The 17,227-nt window shown below is 38.8% G+C and carries 17 protein-coding genes and 1 pseudogene; all 18 read left to right on the top strand.

All coding sequences use genetic code 11. From position 1 onward, the window contains the following. Nucleotides 1–1,025: pseudogene (locus tag TT13_RS10415) on the top strand (collagen-like protein); the annotation flags it as partial. Nucleotides 1,026–1,178: 153 nt separating this feature from the next. Continuing rightward, a complete protein-coding gene (locus tag TT13_RS10410) occupies nucleotides 1,179–1,673 on the top strand; it encodes a terminase small subunit (protein ID WP_027699895.1) in 495 nt (164 codons plus the stop codon). Beyond that, complete coding sequence (locus tag TT13_RS10405; protein ID WP_027699894.1) at nucleotides 1,666–2,946, top strand: PBSX family phage terminase large subunit; 1,281 nt, start codon at nucleotides 1,666–1,668, stop codon at nucleotides 2,944–2,946. Before TT13_RS10410 ends, TT13_RS10405 begins: the two co-directional genes overlap by 8 nt. A gap of 6 nt (nucleotides 2,947–2,952) precedes the next feature. Then, nucleotides 2,953–4,548 carry a phage portal protein gene (locus TT13_RS10400; RefSeq protein ID WP_063893027.1) on the top strand — a complete coding sequence of 532 codons (1,596 nt, stop codon included), beginning with the start codon at nucleotides 2,953–2,955 and terminating at the stop codon, nucleotides 4,546–4,548. 3 nt (nucleotides 4,549–4,551) lie between these two features. Continuing rightward, nucleotides 4,552–5,514, top strand: coding sequence for a minor capsid protein (locus TT13_RS10395; RefSeq protein WP_027699893.1), 963 nt, complete (start codon nucleotides 4,552–4,554; stop codon nucleotides 5,512–5,514). A 78-nt stretch (nucleotides 5,515–5,592) separates the two neighbouring features. Beyond that, nucleotides 5,593–6,126: a DUF4355 domain-containing protein gene (locus tag TT13_RS10390; RefSeq protein WP_052348632.1), complete on the top strand. Its 534-nt coding sequence runs from the start codon at nucleotides 5,593–5,595 to the stop codon at nucleotides 6,124–6,126. Nucleotides 6,127–6,129: 3 nt separating this feature from the next. Next, nucleotides 6,130–7,017 (top strand): hypothetical protein, encoded by an 888-nt coding sequence (locus TT13_RS10385; protein ID WP_027699892.1) that lies wholly within the window; start codon nucleotides 6,130–6,132, stop codon nucleotides 7,015–7,017. Nucleotides 7,018–7,080: 63 nt separating this feature from the next. Then, nucleotides 7,081–7,506, top strand: a complete 426-nt coding sequence (locus tag TT13_RS10380; RefSeq protein WP_027699891.1) for a fibronectin type III domain-containing protein — start codon at nucleotides 7,081–7,083, stop codon at nucleotides 7,504–7,506. Nucleotides 7,507–7,517: 11 nt separating this feature from the next. Then, nucleotides 7,518–7,853, top strand: a complete 336-nt coding sequence (locus TT13_RS10375; protein ID WP_027699890.1) for a phage head-tail connector protein — start codon at nucleotides 7,518–7,520, stop codon at nucleotides 7,851–7,853. Beyond that, nucleotides 7,853–8,140 carry a hypothetical protein gene (locus TT13_RS10370; RefSeq protein ID WP_027699889.1) on the top strand — a complete coding sequence of 96 codons (288 nt, stop codon included), beginning with the start codon at nucleotides 7,853–7,855 and terminating at the stop codon, nucleotides 8,138–8,140. Before TT13_RS10375 ends, TT13_RS10370 begins: the two co-directional genes overlap by 1 nt. Before the next feature lie 2 nt (nucleotides 8,141–8,142). Then, nucleotides 8,143–8,505: an HK97-gp10 family putative phage morphogenesis protein gene (locus TT13_RS10365; protein ID WP_052348631.1), complete on the top strand. Its 363-nt coding sequence runs from the start codon at nucleotides 8,143–8,145 to the stop codon at nucleotides 8,503–8,505. Next, complete coding sequence (locus TT13_RS10360) at nucleotides 8,502–8,870, top strand: hypothetical protein (protein ID WP_027699888.1); 369 nt, start codon at nucleotides 8,502–8,504, stop codon at nucleotides 8,868–8,870. The genes TT13_RS10365 and TT13_RS10360 overlap by 4 nt, the downstream gene beginning before the upstream one ends. A gap of 11 nt (nucleotides 8,871–8,881) precedes the next feature. Further along, nucleotides 8,882–9,544: a phage major tail protein, TP901-1 family gene (locus tag TT13_RS10355; RefSeq protein ID WP_027699887.1), complete on the top strand. Its 663-nt coding sequence runs from the start codon at nucleotides 8,882–8,884 to the stop codon at nucleotides 9,542–9,544. Nucleotides 9,545–9,625: 81 nt separating this feature from the next. After that, the gene (locus tag TT13_RS10350) at nucleotides 9,626–10,066 is read left to right on the top strand and encodes a tail assembly chaperone (protein WP_027699886.1); all 441 of its coding nucleotides are present in this window, start codon (nucleotides 9,626–9,628) and stop codon (nucleotides 10,064–10,066) included. Between the two features lie 322 nt (nucleotides 10,067–10,388). Beyond that, nucleotides 10,389–13,478, top strand: a complete 3,090-nt coding sequence (locus tag TT13_RS10340; protein WP_052348630.1) for a phage tail tape measure protein — start codon at nucleotides 10,389–10,391, stop codon at nucleotides 13,476–13,478. A gap of 4 nt (nucleotides 13,479–13,482) precedes the next feature. Then, the gene (locus tag TT13_RS10335; RefSeq protein WP_027699885.1) at nucleotides 13,483–14,322 is read left to right on the top strand and encodes a phage tail domain-containing protein; all 840 of its coding nucleotides are present in this window, start codon (nucleotides 13,483–13,485) and stop codon (nucleotides 14,320–14,322) included. Between the two features lie 9 nt (nucleotides 14,323–14,331). Continuing rightward, nucleotides 14,332–16,458, top strand: coding sequence for a phage tail protein (locus tag TT13_RS10330; RefSeq protein ID WP_027699884.1), 2,127 nt, complete (start codon nucleotides 14,332–14,334; stop codon nucleotides 16,456–16,458). After that, nucleotides 16,439–17,227 (top strand): BppU family phage baseplate upper protein (locus tag TT13_RS10325; protein WP_027699883.1); only part of this gene is annotated, 789 nt, incomplete at its 3' end. The genes TT13_RS10330 and TT13_RS10325, both read left to right, overlap by 20 nt.

Genomic DNA, 17,227 nt, shown 5'->3' with positions numbered 1-17,227 from the left:
TTATCTTTGAACTTATTAAGAACGGTAAACAATTGAATACGTCAGATGATACAGCCGTGGTTTCTATTAAGAATGCTAGCGGCTTTTTAATTGATGCAAATGTTCAGCTATCAAATGGCGAAGTTACATTAGATTTAAACAGTGAAGAATTAAAGAAACTAACGCCGGACCGTTATTACTTAGAGTTCACAATTAGTGATGATGGACGTACTGCTAAGTACCCTGATGAAAGCTTTGTAATCTTTGATGTAACGCAAAATGCTTACGGCTTATCCGGGCAGCTCAATTTAGATGATACTTTGACAGCATTTAAAGACTATTTGGATAAAAAGGCTGATGAGATTAAAGAAGGTGCTCAGGGCCCACAAGGACCAAAAGGAGACCCAGGGCCTCAAGGTTTACCTGGTGAACCTGGTTTGCAAGGACCACAGGGCGAAAAAGGCTTACAAGGTGAGCCAGGCATTCAAGGATTGCAAGGACCTAAAGGTGACAAGGGAGATACTGGAGCTCAAGGACCTAAAGGTGACAATGGTAAAGACGGACTATCTATTCCACTAAACGAATACGGTATTATCATTCGAAAAAGCGGACCAATGGATTGTTTCATTGATCGTGAAGCTAACCCATGGCGCATCGTATTTGATAATGGTTCTTACATGACATTGGATGATTATCCAGCTCATCCAGGTGACGAAAGTAGTACGATTTATGGTTATGGTTTTACTACTGGTTGGAATAACACAATTGATGATTACCCAATTACAGGCATTATCTTAAAAATGGCTAGAGGTATGATTACGATTGGTACATGGAAAAAAGCAACTCCAGGTAAGTTAACATATTGGGGACGGGCAACCATTACCAATCCAGTTAACAGTTTAGACAACTACGACTGGAGTAAAGCAACCTTGGGTATTTCAGGCGGTCCATATGATGCCAGACAAATTAATGTTATCAAGATTGCTTATCAGCTTGGCATTTGGTCAGGCAAAGATGTAGAAGGCTTGGGGGCAGTTAAGAAATGAGCAGTCATCCCTACTACAGAGCTAATGAAGACAAGATAATTAATCATCTTGAAAGCACAACTAAATTTAAAGACGACAGTATTCACAAACCGCAAACTCAAAACAAATGAGTAGGCGGTTATTTTTGTATACGGGAGGTGGTGAGATGTAGTTATGAAATTAACTGAAAAACAAAAACGGTTTGCTGATTTGTATATCAAGCTTGGCAATGCAACTAAAGCAGCTATTAAGGCTGGGTATAGCAATAAAACTGCGGCAGCAATTGGTGCAGAAAACCTTATAAAACCTAATATCAAAAATTACATCGAAACAGCCATGCTTAAAATTGAATCTGAGCGTATTATGACCGCCACAGAAGCTTTAGAGGGTATTACTCGTATTGCTAGGGGCGAAGAGTTAGAGACGGTTGTAGTATCTACCCCAATGGGCGCAGAGGCAGTGAAGAAGCCACCAGATTTAAAGACCCGTATGAGCGCATATAAAGAAATATTAAAACGCTATCCTGATAATGATCGTATGCTTAACGCTCAAATTAGGAAATTAGAGGCTGATGCTGATATGGCAGAAGCCAAAGCCAAAGTATTTGATGGTGAGGTTGAAAGCATAACGCTAAATATTACCCAATTTAAGGAGGATGATGATGACTGAGATAAATTGGAATCTTCCTGAGATGGTTAGCGGAGCTTATGCCCCTTTATTTATTGATAAACGTAAGTATATTGTTTATAAGGGTTCTCGTGGTAGCGGCAAGAGTGAGGCTGTAGCTCGTAAAGTTATCTTTGATATTGTTACATTACCTTATGTAAATTGGTTAGTAGTCAGACGGTTTGCTAATACGAACAGACAATCAACTTTTACTTTACTTCAGAAAGTGGCCGCAAAGATGGGGGTTGGCAATTTATTTAAGTTCAATAGTTCATTACCTGAAATTACCTATAAGCCAACAGGTCAAAAGATACTATTTCGTGGAGCTGATAAACCTTTATCAATTACATCAATATCAGTTGAGGTTGGTAACCTCTCGCGATTATGGGTAGAAGAGGCGTATCAGTTAGAACTTGAAGAATCTTTTCAAACTATTGATGAATCAATGCGTGGAATTATCGACGATCCTAATGGGTTCTATCAGATTGTGATTACATTCAATCCATGGAGTGAACGTCATTGGTTAAAAGAGAGGTTCTTTGATAATCCATCGAACAACACCTTATCTCTAACAACCACATACAAAGATAATCCGTTTCTTGATAATGAGTACATTGATAGTTTGATGGAAATGGTTGAACGTAACCCGAGACGTGCCCGTGTTGCTGTGTTTGGCGATTGGGGTATTGCAGAGGGCCTTGTGTTTGATAACTTTGTTATTGAAGATTTTGAGTTAGATAAGGTACTTAAAGAGGCTACATACGTTGTTCGTGGTCTTGATTTTGGGTATTCACATGATCCAACAGCTTTTAGTGAAGCAGCTGTAAATATGAAGACTAAGGATATCTATGTATTTACTGAGATGTATCAAGTAGGAATGAAGACACAACAAATATTCAACTGGCTTGTTGAGCATCGTTATCAAAATAGTGTTATTTCGGCTGAATGGGCTTCTGGTGGAGACAGGTTGATTGATGAGCTAAGGGAAAAAGGTATCAATAAAATCAAGCGAGCAAGGAAATACGAAGTCTTATATGGAATTAGTTTCATGCAAGATTTTAAAATTCATATTCGCTCAGATCTGACACATGCAATTGATGAGTTTAATTCTTATGCCTTTGGAAAAGACACCAATGGTGATTGGTTACCAAAACCGATTGACAAAGACAATCATTTTATTGATTCATTGAGGTATGCATTAGAGCCAATTATGATATCACAACGTAGTAGCAAGGATAAAATGGAAGCCTTTAAGAAACTAGGATTAGGGAGGTGATAACAATTGAACAATACACTTAATAACGTAGCCTTCTTGTCCGGAAGTCGCTACAGCCCAAACGCTAATGATGTGTTTATGATGTCTCCAGATACGTTTGCTGATATTGGGGATAATCCAACACTATTGATGAATTATGTGCAAGATTACATCAGCACTTTTAGAAGTCAACAACTGCGACGACTTAATGAATTAAAACGTTATTACAAGGGCGATAATAATATTAAATATCGCAAGAGTGATCGGGATAAGAATAGGGCGGATAATCGAATATCAAGCGATTGGGGTAAGTATGTAGCCACCTTTATGCAAGGATTTATTCTTGGTAACCCAGTGCAGTATCAAAATGAAGATGATGCTCTTATTGAGAAGATTGAAACCTTTGGTTCACAAAATAATGAGGACTATCATAACGGTCTGATTGAAACTGATTTAAGTATTTATGGTAGAGCTTATGAGCTTATATACATTGGTCCCGATGGCAAAGAACATCTAGCTAAATTGCAGCCCGAACAAACATTTGTGGTTTATGACGGTACGATTGAAAGCAATTCATTATTTGGAGTTAGATTTTACCAAGTGGCGTACAGTCAAACTAACGTTAAAGGCTTTGTTGAAATATACACGCCTGATAACGTTTTTTATTTTGAAGGTGATGAATCAATTACAAGTATGTCGTTCGTACGAGAAGAACCTCTATTTTTGGGAGCTGTTCCAATTAATGAGTATTCAAACAATGAGGAGCGAATGGGCGATTATGAGGCTGTGCTTGATATTATTGATGCCTATGATTTATCTCAATCGGAGTTGGCTAATTTCCAGCAAGATATGAATGATGCATATTTAACAATTATTGGTAATCCTATAACGGGAACAAATAAAAGTGAATATCAGACAGATAGTGATGGCAATATCGTTCTTGATGATAATGGCGACCCAATACTCGCTGATAATTCAGAGGGTGACGTGTTAGAACAAATGCTAAAGGCTAGAATGCTAATCTTGGATAATAATAATGATCCTAATGGGCCAAATCCAAATGCATTCTACTTGAAGAAAGAGTATGATTCTGCTGGTGCTGAGGCATACAAGAAGCGATTAGTTGCTGATATTCTTAGGTTCACATTTACTCCTGATACTAATGACGAGAACTTCGCTGGTACACAATCTGGTGAAGCAATGAAGTATAAGTTAATGGGTAACGACAACTTAGCAAAGACTAAGCAACGTTTGTTGATTAAAGGGTTTATGCGACGTTTACGCTTGCTTGGTAATAGCTGGGGTATTAAGAACAGCGTTTCGACCGCAACCAAAATTGATAGCCTATATGACAAGTTGAATGAAACAACAATCAAGTTCACGCCAAATATTCCACAGAATGATGAAGAACGAATTAGCCAGTTGAAGCAACTGTTTGGTGTTATCAGTGATGAAACGTTATTCGCATTACTTTCTTCCTTTACTGGTGTAGATGCTGATGATGAAATGCAGCGCCTTAAGGAACAAAAAGAAGATAGTATGATTGTAGCCGCAGATGCTGTTTATAAGAATAGTAATCTTAATCAGGAGGCCACGAAGCAAAGTTCAACTGATGAGGAGTAACTTATGGCAAATAATTATTGGACTAAACGAGTGGATAATATATTTAACGTTCTTGATACACAAGAAGCTGAGTTAGTTCCTAAGTTACTTACGTATTATCAAAGTGCATTGGATGAAATTAACAATAAACTTTTTATTTTTTATGATATGTACGCTAAAGAACACAAGCTTAGTTATGACGAAGCTATTAAGCGTGTGAGAAATACAGAATTAAATGATTATGTAGAACGAGCAAATGAATATCGTAAGTCGTTAGAAAAAGATTCAGAGGCTTTGAGACGGCTAAATGCACAATATGTTTCTTCGCAAATGAATCGATTAGAACTTCTTAGGCTTGAAATACAGTTTGAAATGATTCAAGCAACTGATAAACAAGATAGTGACTTAACAGAGTATTTGAAACACGAAAGCAAATATGTATATGATGCACTGTTGGCTGGCCAAGCAATTGGAAACATCAGTACTGATGAGATTGAAACAATTCTAAGTATGGAGTGGAGTGGAGCAAATTACTCCACTAGATTGTGGCGCAGTGCTGATGCAATGGTTAATGCTTTAGTAGATGAATTAACTAGAGCAGCTATCAATGGTACAAATCCTCGTGTAACAGCTAGAAGATTAAGAGATGTAATAAAGTCTGATAAGTATATCACTGAGAGATTAGTTCGGACTGAATCAACCTATGTTGCTAATTCAAGCATTGCTAAACGATATAGAGATATGGGCGTTGAACGCTATGAGTTTGAGGCAACGATTGATAATCGTACATCGAGTATTTGTAAGGAATTGAACGGTAATGAGTATAAGTTAAGCAACTTTCAACCTGGTACAAATGCGCCAGCTATGCATCCTAATTGTCGTAGTCGTATTGTTCCGGCAGATAGTGAACTAACTAAATACAACAAGTATCTTGATGACGATACAGTTGATGATTTACCAAAATGGAATAAAAAACCTAACGTCTAACTATTTGGTTAGGCGTTTTTATTATGTCTTTCTCGCTAGACTCTAAAGAAGCGAAATAACAATCAATTGGAGGATATTATGGCAACCGAACAAGAACCTGGATCAGGTCAAGATGAAACAGTCACATTAACACAAGAAGAGTTGGATCAGAAAATTGCAGATGCTCATGCAGAATGGCAATTAAGCGCTGAGGCGAATCTTAACAAGGCCAAGGAAGAATGGGCAGCCCAAACAGCCGAGCAAGTTAAGGCAGCCCAAACAAAGGCTGAACAATTAGCTAAGCTCTCACAAGAAGAGCGAGAAGCTGCTGAAGCTCAACAACGCAATGATGAGCTGGCTAAGCGTGAGCAAGAGCTAAATATGCGTGAGTATCGGATTGAAGCCTCTGCTCAATTGGAAGAGCAAGGGCTATCAACTGAGTTTGTGGATATGGTGCTATCTGATGATGTTGATGTTACAAAGGGAAATATTACAGCCCTAAAGACTGCTTTTGATAAGGCTGTTGAAGTAACTGTTACTGAAAAAATGAAGGGCGATAGCATTCGCAAAGGATCGGCAGCTGGAGAAAAGGGCGACTTGGCTTCGGCACTTGGACTAACAAAGGAGAAATAAAACATGGCAGATACAATTAACTACATTAAAAAAGACAATGGACTATTTGATCAGAAGATTAATCAAGGTTTGGTGACTTCAATTTTAGGAGTGCCAAAAGTTGACCTTGTGAATGGCGGAAAGTCTTTCACTATGACGACTTTGTCAACGTCAGGACTGAAGCCTCACTCACGTAATAAGGGATTTAATGAGGGTTCAGCTAAGAACGATAAAAAGGTTTACACAATGGGCCAAGACCGTGATATTGAGTTTTACGTTGATACCCAAGACGTTGATGAGACAAACCAAGATTTGGCTGTTGGAAACATTTCAAAGGTGTTCATTGAGGAAAAAGTTCAACCCGAAATCGATGCATATCGTTTCAGTAAGCTAGCTAATGAAGCTGGCAATACTAAAACTGAAACATTGACAGTTGATGATGTCTATACACGGTTGAAAGCTGCAATCTTGCCGGTTCGTAAGTATGGCGCTCAAAATATCATTGGATTTGTATCAAGTGAAGTAATGGATATGCTTGAGCGTTCCAAAGAGTTCACTCGTTCGATCACTAATCAAAACGTTGGACAAACAGCACTAGAATCACGAATTACTTCTCTTGATGGAGTTCAATTGGTTGAAGTTTGGGATGATTCACGGTTCAAGACAGCGTATAACTTTGATGATGGTTATGCACCAACGACAGATGCTAAGGATATTAACTTTATTTTGGTCGCTAAGCAGTCTGTTATTCCTATTGTCAAGGAGAATGCAATCTTCTTGTTTGCACCTGGAACACATACAGAAGGTGACGGTTACTTGTACCAAAACCGTTTGTACCATGATTTGTTTGTGTTGGAGCAACAAAAAGATGGGGTATCTGTATCGATTAAGGGTTCAGCGAGTAGTAACTAATCCAAAAATTAAATCAGTTTCAACTACAGGGACTACTGCAACAATCGAAATGGAGGAAAATTAATGCCTAAGTTTGATTTATATAAAGGTGATACAGTTGCTCAATCAGCTGTCGATTCACCAATTAAGATTGCATCACTCACACCGAATACTAAGTATTCAGACTATTCAGTTGCTTATACCGGTAAGACAGAAAAGACTGCAATTCCTGAGTTTACTACAAGTGATGTAGTACCAACAAAGCCGACAATCACTGTTACAGCCGCAGACGGAGCAGTAAATTACACTATTACTGACGGAACAAATAATGGCTCAACAATTACCGGCTATAAAGTCTATGTTGATGGGACAGCTCGTGACGTTACATCAAAAACTGGTAAGATTGATAGCTTAACTAATGGTACAAAGTACACGTTCGCAGCTACTGCTATTAACGGAGCTGGTGAGAGTGCTAAATCAGATGAAACTACTGCAACGCCTACCGCATAAGGAGGTATTGAATGGATGATTTAGCAAAAGTAAAGTTGCTTTTAGGGATTAGTGATGCTGTGCAAGATACCTTACTAATGTTTTTGATTGATGACAGCAAGGAGCGTCTTGTTAGTTATATTAATCAAGATGGGGTCTACAATTTATCATTTCCGAGTGACTTAGGGTGGATTTTACGAGATTTAACAGTTCGGCGTTTTAATCGGATTGGAGATGAAGGAAAGAAAACTTCTAGTGAGAGTGATGTAAGCATTACCTGGCGAGATGATGATATTTCTGATTATGCTATCTATTTGGATAAGTATCGTAAAAAGAATGGTGGACGTGGGATTGCGAGGTTTATCTGATGAGGTATAATCAGCGAGCAAAAATTGTTACTCGAACATACGATGTTGAGGACTCTGAAAATGATTATGAGGAGTCAATTTCTGATTGGCTGGCTGTAAGAATCACTGGCGTTTCAATTGCTATGAGCATGCAAATATTTGGTAAGGCAAACTCAACGGCGTCAGCAATTCATTTTAAAGGCAATGTGTATGGTATCGACTCAGTGATTATTGATGGTATTAAGCGTAAGCCACAAGCGGTTTTTAGAGCTCGTAAAAACACTGTTGTTATTGTTACGGAGGTTTAATTTTGAGTAAAAGTGGTATGAAAGTTACCTTTAAAGGTGTGGATAATTTAATCACTAAATATGATAAGCAACCTCAAAAAATTAAAGATGAAGCCACAGATATAATTAACAATACTGCTCAACAGGTAGAGAAAAAAGCCGTAGAATTGGCGCCGGTTGATACAGGCTATTTAAAGCAACATATAAAAGCTGAAAACAATGGCTTATTAAGCGCAAAGATAATCTCAAGTGCTAATTACTCAATTTATCTTGAAAAAGGTACAAGGCGTATGCCACCTCAGCCATTTATGCAACCTGCAGTGAGTTCGCAAGAAGATTTCTTACATCAGAAACTTAGTAATTTACTTAAGAGAGGTTTGCTATGACATCACCATTAGTTGAATTATTGCGAAGTTTAAAGAAAACACTGGAATCTGAAACAAGTATTCCAGTGTTTTTTACTTGGCAGGATGAACAAACATTCGAACCTTTTATTGTTCTAGGCGAAGGAAATACTGATGATAGTTTAAGCCCAAAGGCAGGTAAAGCAGTAACAAATTTAGCATTGCAAGCTCACCTGTTTTATCCAGGCGAAAGTCGTATCAAGGTCGAAGACGAGCGCAATAGAGTGACAGGTGTTTTATATAAAGCTAGCAATCGCATTGTTAATGTTGCTAGTGAGGTAATGAAAGATGATTCAGTAGGCCGAGAAGTTTATCACGTTGTGATAACACTCTCGGCTTTAATTTAGGAGGAATTTATATGTCAAAATATGTAGATAATGGCGTTGAACAAATCAAGGGGAATCCTTTGCTTGGGAAACACGTTTTGTGGTTCATTCAGTCAACGCTAGATCCAATCGGAAGCAAGGCTATCATGCCTGCAGGTCAAACTGGTGGTGATATGACTATTGGTGGAGACACGATTGATGAACAAACTAAGTCCGGACGAATTGTTATGCCATCAACGAACGAAGATTCAGTTGATTTGGAAAACTATTATGTACCAGGTGATCGAACTGTCGATGTTATTAATGATTCTAAACACAATGGTCATCAAGTTAAAACTTGGGGCGTGTATATAGATGAGCGAATGGCAAAGATTGAGAAGGATGATGATGGAATTGAGCATCAAGTCTTTCCAGCTGTATTCGGATATGGTGTCGTCGATGAATTAGAGATCGACGATTCCAATGATATGGTATCAGTAAGCTACACTTTAAATATTCTAGATAAGTTTAAGGATGGAACTTTCCCACTGACGAACGAACAACTAGCCGTGCTTAAGGAGTTGTATGACTTTGAACGGCCAGGAGAAAAGACTGGCGATTTTGGGTCAGTTGAAGAAAATGAGTCTGAAACTAGTTCACCTACAGTAAAGTCAGTAAATACTACAGGAACGACTGCAATAGTTGAAGCTGAATAAATTTTAAGGCCGTAGAGATACGGCTTTTTATTATGGCCTAAAAATGGTCGCCAAAATAATATTATAAAGAGGTAAATGACAATGATTAACGTAACAATTAAGGGCAAGAATATTGATGCAAAGTTTGGATTTGGCGCTTTGTATAAAGCAAATCAAAAATTTTCCAATCATGCTGATAATGGGGGCTCTCTCGAAAACGGGGCGGCTAACATCTTCTTATCATTGCTAACGGGTGATCCTGGAGCGTTGATGAAAGTGATTCAAGTTATTATTCCATCTGAATATAAGGAAGATGATTACATTGAAGCAATTGAGGAATTGACAGAGGGCGGTGACAAATTAGACGAAGTCGTCACAATGTTGAAAGACGAAATGGTACAAAGCGGTTTTTTCAAGAAGGCAATCAACAATCAAATCGAGGCTTTCGAAGAGAATCTTCCGATGTTGAAAGCGAACGAAAAGATGGAGGATCAGGCCAAGTCAGTCGAAGCAGCCTTGAAATTGATGAAAGAAAACATCTAATTGAACTAGGCGCTCGGTTTGGTTTTACGGACATTGATTATTTATTGGGGCTATACAAATGGGAGTTAGAAAGTCTCATAAAAGGAATTAGAATGCAACAAATAGATTCCGAGGAGCAAGAGGTGTCTCAATTGTTCAATGAACGATACGTTATGAATGCTAAGAAGCCTAAGTTCAATAAGATATTTAATAGAAAAAAGCTAGAGTCAAAAGTTTCAGAAATGTTTAATGAGCAAAAGAAACCTAATCAAAACAGGCGACTTCAACTCATGAAGAATGTTCAAAAAGCTTTTTCTAATGATTGAGGAAAGGAGGAAAATATATGGTTGCAAATGGTGGAGAAGTTACAGCATTAATTGGTGCTGATACCAGTGGGTATGAGGCTGGTATGAACAGGGTATCTAGTGCTTCTAGTTCCGCATTTGGAAATGTTTCAAGCTTAGCATCAAATATTGGTAAGGGAATGGTCGTTGCTGGTGCTGCAACAACTGCAATGGGAGTGACAGCTTTAAAGAGTTTTGGAACTTTCGAACAGTCATTGAACAGTGCGGCCGTCATTGCTGGCGGAACTTCTAAAGATATTCAAGGACTTTCAGATGTTGCAACAGAGATGGGGGCAACTTTGCCTTTGAATGCTAATGAAGCTGCCGAAGCAATGGTTAGCATGGCGCGAGATGGCGCTTCTATTGCTACAATCAAGGAAGAATTTCCAGCAATAGCTCAAGCTGCAACAGCAGCAGGATCCGATTTGCAACAGACGGCTTCTGTTGTGCAGCAGGCTATGAACTTATGGGGAGATAGTATTGGATCATCAGCCCAAGCTGCAGCAGTTTTGACAACGACGGCAAATGTTTCTAATGCATCAGTTGAAGAGATGCAACAAGTCTTAGCTGACGTAGGATCATCAGCTACTTCTGTTGGATATAGTATGCAAGATGTCTCAACTGCTGTTGGATTGCTTACTAATAAGGGGATACCAGCTGCCCAAGCTGCACAAAATCTTAATTTTGCTATTACTAAGATGATTAAACCTTCTGCATCTGCACAAGCAATGATGGATAAACTTGGTGTTAGTTACTACGATGCACAAGGAAAGATGAAGCCTATTAATCAAGTTGCAGGTGAGCTTTCAAGCAGCATGTCTGGTTTGTCAGATGAACAAAAACAGAATGCATTATCAGTTATGTTCGGGCAAGCGGGATATAAGGTCATGAATGATCTTATGCAATCCGTTAGTGATACTACAGGTAGTACAACAACTAGCTGGGAAGGTATGTCAAAGGCCATTAATGATGCATCTTCATCATCTGATGCTGCAAATAAAGTCCTTAGTGACCAAGCATCCGAGATGCAAAAGAATATGGGCGCTAAAATTGAGCAAGTCGGTGGAAACTGGGACTCTTTGACTAAGAAAGCTTTGGCATCGAAAGGCGGTATATCTGGTGCAATCCTAGATATGACTAATGACACTTTGAGCTGGGCTGCCAAATCTAAAAGTCCATTTGCTGAACTAACACGCGGATTTATCGGGTTATCTCCGGTTATCGGTCCTGCAACTATGGCTGTAGGTGGATTTCTTACGAGTGCCGGTAAAATCGTTGGTGTCCTTAAAGGAGTTGGCGGTTTATTTGCCAGCATTGGTAAAAGTGTTGTTTCTTTGGTGACAAAAGCATTTAGTTTGGCGGGTAGCAATGCAGCCGTTGCAGCTTCATCAGCACCCGCAGCTGCTGGAGAAAAGGCTGTTGGAGCAGCGGCTAAAACATCTGCTAAAGATATGATGATGATGGGACTTGCAGTTCTAGAAATTGGTGCTGGTATAGGCCTGGCAACTGCTGGAATGGCACTATTGGTGTTATCGATTACGCAACTAGCTAAGCAGGGCCCAATGGGTGTAGCTACGTTGATGGCAGTTACTGGAGCGATCACTTTGTTAGTTGGGGTATTTGCAATTGCTGGTCCAGCTTTAACGGCTGGTGCTATTGGTATGGTAGCATTTGGTATCGCTGCAGCCGCAGTAGGTGCAGCTGTGCTAATGGTTGGTGCAGGGATAGCGTTGGCAAGCGCTGGAATTTCGTTGTTAGCTACGCAATTACCTGTCATTTCGCAGTATGGAATAACTGCAGCCGCTGGTATATTAGCATTAGGTGGTGCACTAGGTGTATTCGCTGCAGGCTCGTTGGCAGCCGGTGTAGGACTAGCTGCTTTAACAGTAGGCCTATTAGCTGCAACTATTGGATTAACAGCTGGTGCGGTCGGTATGTTAGCTTTGGGAGTTGCAACTGGTGTATTTTCAGCTGCATTACTTTTAGCTGGTACGTCAATAATGATTGCGGCAGCCGGAATTACATTGTTAAGTGCTGCATTGCCATTAGTAGCCGCTGGAGCAAGCGCAGCAGGTGCTTCGATGTTACTACTAGTTTCAGGTCTAACCGCAGTCACTGCACTAGCAATTGCAACAACAGCTAGTTTGGCTGCATTAGTTGTGGCAAGCGCCGCTGTGACGATTGCTATAGCGGCATCAGCGGTTGCTCTTGGAGCATTTGTGATTGCTTTAGGACTTACGTCAGCAGGAATCATTATTTTGATGGCAGGACTTGCTGGAATAAAGGGTAGTTTGTCATCAATAAGTAGCAGCGCTTCAAGTACGGCTGCTAGCTTAACTGCTATGGTGACAAGTATTAATGTGGTCAAAACTGGACTAGATGGAATGGTTGCAAGCGCTAAATCAACAGTGTCTTCATTTCTTTCTACGTTTGGTAACGCAGTTGGGCAAGCTAGAGCTAATGGTAATAATTTAGGTACTGCAGTTTCGAATGGTGTGTCATCTGGCTTAAATAACAGTACCGGCCAAGCAAAATCAGCGATGAATGCAATGATGAATGCAATTAAAGATTCCGGTAATAACGGTGTTAGTGCCATGCGAAATATCGGAAATATGATTGGCCAAGGTTTGGCAGTTGGCATGCGTTCAGCTTTGGGTGAAGTAACTTCAGCTGCAAATGCACTTGTGGCACAAGCTGAAAAGGCTGCACAAGCAAAGGCTAAGATTCATTCACCTTCACGTTTGATGCGTGATGAAGTTGGGTACTATATCGGAGCCGGTATGGCAGTTGGTATGGATGGCACAGCTGGAATGATTGCCAAGAGTTCATCAGGGCTTATTGAAGCAGCACAACAATCGGTTAGTGATGTAAGAGCAAACGGAAACATTACAGCAGATGCCTCGATTGGTGGAGTAAATGGATTTAATTTGGCTAACGAAGTTGATCCAGATGTACAGAATGCCCCTAATTCAATGATCAATTTAACAATTGAACAAAATTGGGATGGCAACAGTGTACGCTATGCAATTAAGTCTCAAGATAGCCGCGATGAAGCTCGATTAAATATCGTTAATAGTGGAAGGAGCTAAATATATGGATCTATTGGTTGAAACTAATAATCAGACATATGTGCTTTCAAATACAGGTGTATTTGTAAAGGATGTAAAGATTGGCGCGCCTTCTATAGATATTTCAAGCAACACAATTAATTTTAAAAACGGTAAGCTGTTTTCAGGAGCAACTTATAGTGAGAAAAAAATAACTGTTTCTGGGAGCTATTATGCTGAAAATGAACGTATGGACCAAGAGATGCAAGATAAACTGAATTTTCTTTTTGCAAGAACTGAACCGTTCTATATAAGTCAGATGTTCAGAAGCGGCGGACAGTACGAATATGAGCGGCCAGGTCAAAACACCGGTTCAACTTTAAATAATCAAGACGACCCGATGCCATATCACTATCGCTTTAAAGTATTGTTATCTGACAATATAGATTATGATTTCCAAGGTAAAACTGGTGCTGGATTACTTACAAATGTTTCATTTGAGTTTAAAACTGTTGATATTCCGTTCGGTATGGGACAAATAGAGAACGAAATACTAACAGATGAGGGGTCCATTCCATATAACGGAACTGCTGATGTTTCGCAATTAGAGTGGCCTTTTTATTTCGTTTTAACATCTAAACAAGCTCAGGGTAAGGCGTTTGATTTTACGGTTGGCACAGAAACTTTTACTTATGATGGTGACGTTTCAATTAAAGCAGGTGACATTTTTGAATTGCGAGGAACCTCATTTTTGCTTAATGGCTTAAACATTAACGATCATACGAATATCCAATATTTTATGTTTAAAGCTCAGCAAGAAAATATTATAGAAACTAATTTCATCGGTGATATTGAACTCAAGAATAAGATTGCTTTTTATGTCTAGGAGATGGGTATGAATAAGTTTACAAATGAGCAGGGCGAACAACAACTTGCTTTAGCGGAAATAACATACAAGGCCACTGTGAATGGTGAAAAATCACTTACGGGTACAATTTACACGAATGACAAGGTTCTGAATAAAATCGACCGAGGCTGGTATTTGGAATTTAACAAAGAAAAATACGTTATCACTTATACAAAGCCTAGCGATTTAGGGCAAAATATCAAAGTTGAGTTTGATGCTGTGCATGAGTTCTTTTATAAGATGGGGAAGACAGCTGTTTATTCTCAATTAAATGATGGCTCACATACAGCGGATGAGTATTTAAGCTTTATTTTTAATGGTAGTGGTTATTCTTATCAACTTCGGTCAACAGTTGAAGCATTTGAAAAGCAAAGTTTTGGTTTAAAAAATCGAATGGCTTTATTTAATGATTTTATTGATTCAACTGGTTTAGAGTTTTCTCTTTCAGGACACACGGTTACTATTATTAATAAAGTTGGTAGCGATTTATCTACAATTGTCAGAAAAGGGTTTAACCTGCAAGAACTAACTCTCGAACGCAATATAAGTAAATTCGTAACTTATGCAAAGGGATTTGGGGCTTATTTAGATGAAAATAATCACGATGCGGGTCGTGTAACTGCAGAATATATAAGCCCCTTGGCTGATATATATGGCAAATTAGAGGCTGACCCAGTTAGCGATGAACGGTATACAGTTGTTGAAAATTTGCAATCTAAGTTAAAAGAATTGGTTGAAGGGTCATATAGTATCTCGGTTGGTATGACTTTAGAAGATTTACAAAAGGCTGGATATGCTTATTCATTACCAACTCCTGGCGATTATATTCTCGGGATAGATGAGCAACTTGGCTTTTCTCAAAAAGTTAGGATTATTAGCACTGAAACTCAATACGACGTTCAAGGAAATAAGCAAGAAACTAAAGTGACTCTTAACTCAATTAGTTCAGTAGATGAAAAAATTAAGAGTGATGCTAGTACCTCTAATACAATGAACAACATTATCAATGGTAATGATTCAATTCCTAATTCATGGCTAGAAGATGCTACTCAGATTGCAACCGAAGCACTTAAAGATACTCAGACGGAATTGAAGTTTACATCAAATGGTATATTAGCAATTGATAAAAATGATGCTAATAATGTTGTCATTTTTAATTCCGCTGGGATTGGAGTATCTACAAATGGTGGTAAGACTTTTGACAATGCAATGACCGGTAAAGGTATTAATGCAACTGCCATAACAGCTGGTGTCTTAAGAGCAATTCAGATTACAGGTGTGAATATCTCAGGTAGCACGATTATAAGTAAGTATGAAAATGACCAAGCATCTATCACTTTAGATAAAGGTAGACTTACATTCAAAAACTTTGATGGCAGAGAGGTAGCTGCGATTGTTCCAACTACTGATGCAAACTCTGGAGTTGCAAATGGTTCAGCTATTTTACAGTACCCTGGAGAGATATTATCAATTAATACTAATGATCCTAATACAGGTACGTCTCTTCCACTGATTAAAGTACCAGCAGATTCGAACGTTAATGACCCGCACTTTGAACTACCTGGCAAACTTTCTGGCGGTATCGCATCTCGTGACAATACATTATGGATTTCTGCTCATAATCAAGTAATATTAAGCGGCAATAATGGGAGTGGTAATCAACTAAATGTTTATGGCGACCACGTTGACATTTTAGGGAATTTCAATGTTTATAACGGCAGCAAAAATGCGGTGCATCCTACTCGGAATGGATTCAGAGCAACCCCAGCCTATGAAACGGCTGAATCATATTTAGGCGATATTGGCGAAGCTATCACTGATGGAGACGGGACAATTGAAATAAAGATTGAAGACTTGTTTGGCGATACAATCAATACTGATTACGCTTATCAGGTCTTTTTGTCGTCTTATTCAAAAAGTCATGTCTGGGTTTCGGAACGCGGCAAAAATAGCTTTATTGTTAAATCTGATGAGCCAAATGCCCCCTTTACTTGGGAACTCAAAGGCAAGCGACGAGGCTATGAAGGAGAGCGTTTGGTTGATTCAGGTTTAACTTATAAAGAGGCAGAAAAAATATATAAGGAGGTAAAAGCAAGTGACAAAGATATTGATTAATTTAGATATTTCTAAGACACCAACAATTACGCCGATTTTAAGACAACGACGTGCCGACCAAACAGCCTATACTGCTGATGTTTCAATTACTAGAAATGGTGCAGTATTTGATTTAACTGGTTTTGCAATTTCGTTTGAGGGTATTACAAATAAGGGTGCTAAAATCATTGACGATAGCGGTATTGTCGTAAATGATGCAGTAAATGGTCGATTTACCTATTCAATGCCGGCAGAAGCTCTAAATGATGTTGGTGATTTTAAATCAGCCTATTTTTCTTTGACTAAGGGTAGTGAACGAGAGACGACAAATAATTTTGGCGTATTTGTGTTAGCCTCTGCTGATTTAACCGAGGACGAGTCAAAAAATTACCTTTCAGAATATGAAAAAATGCTTGAAAAGCTAAGAGAGCTTTATGAGAGCATGAATATTGATGAAATTAAAAAGGATATTGATGAACTTAAGGGTGAGATGAATGAAACTAAAGAGGACATTAATAAGCAGTTAGAAGATACAAAAACTGAGATTCAAGCAATGATCGATGAAGTTACTAAGACCATAGCTAATAAAGATATTGCTGTTCGTGGTGAAGATAATCATTTTACAGCTAATATGATAGTTGATAAGCCAATTGATGGTAGTTTGAAGACGAGGGTAACAACTGTAACTGATTTCGCAGATATTGCTAAAGCAATAACTACTTATCCTGGTCAGTGGGCTAACAATGGTAAAAATATTGCGAATGCTCCTTTCGCAAGTGGAAACTACACT

Origin of the sequence: Weissella oryzae SG25, from assembly GCF_000691805.2 — a bacterium.
Taxonomy (GTDB): domain Bacteria; phylum Bacillota; class Bacilli; order Lactobacillales; family Lactobacillaceae; genus Weissella; species Weissella oryzae.
Note: the sequence above shows the minus strand (reverse complement) of the source record. Positions and strands in the feature narration are given on the sequence as shown.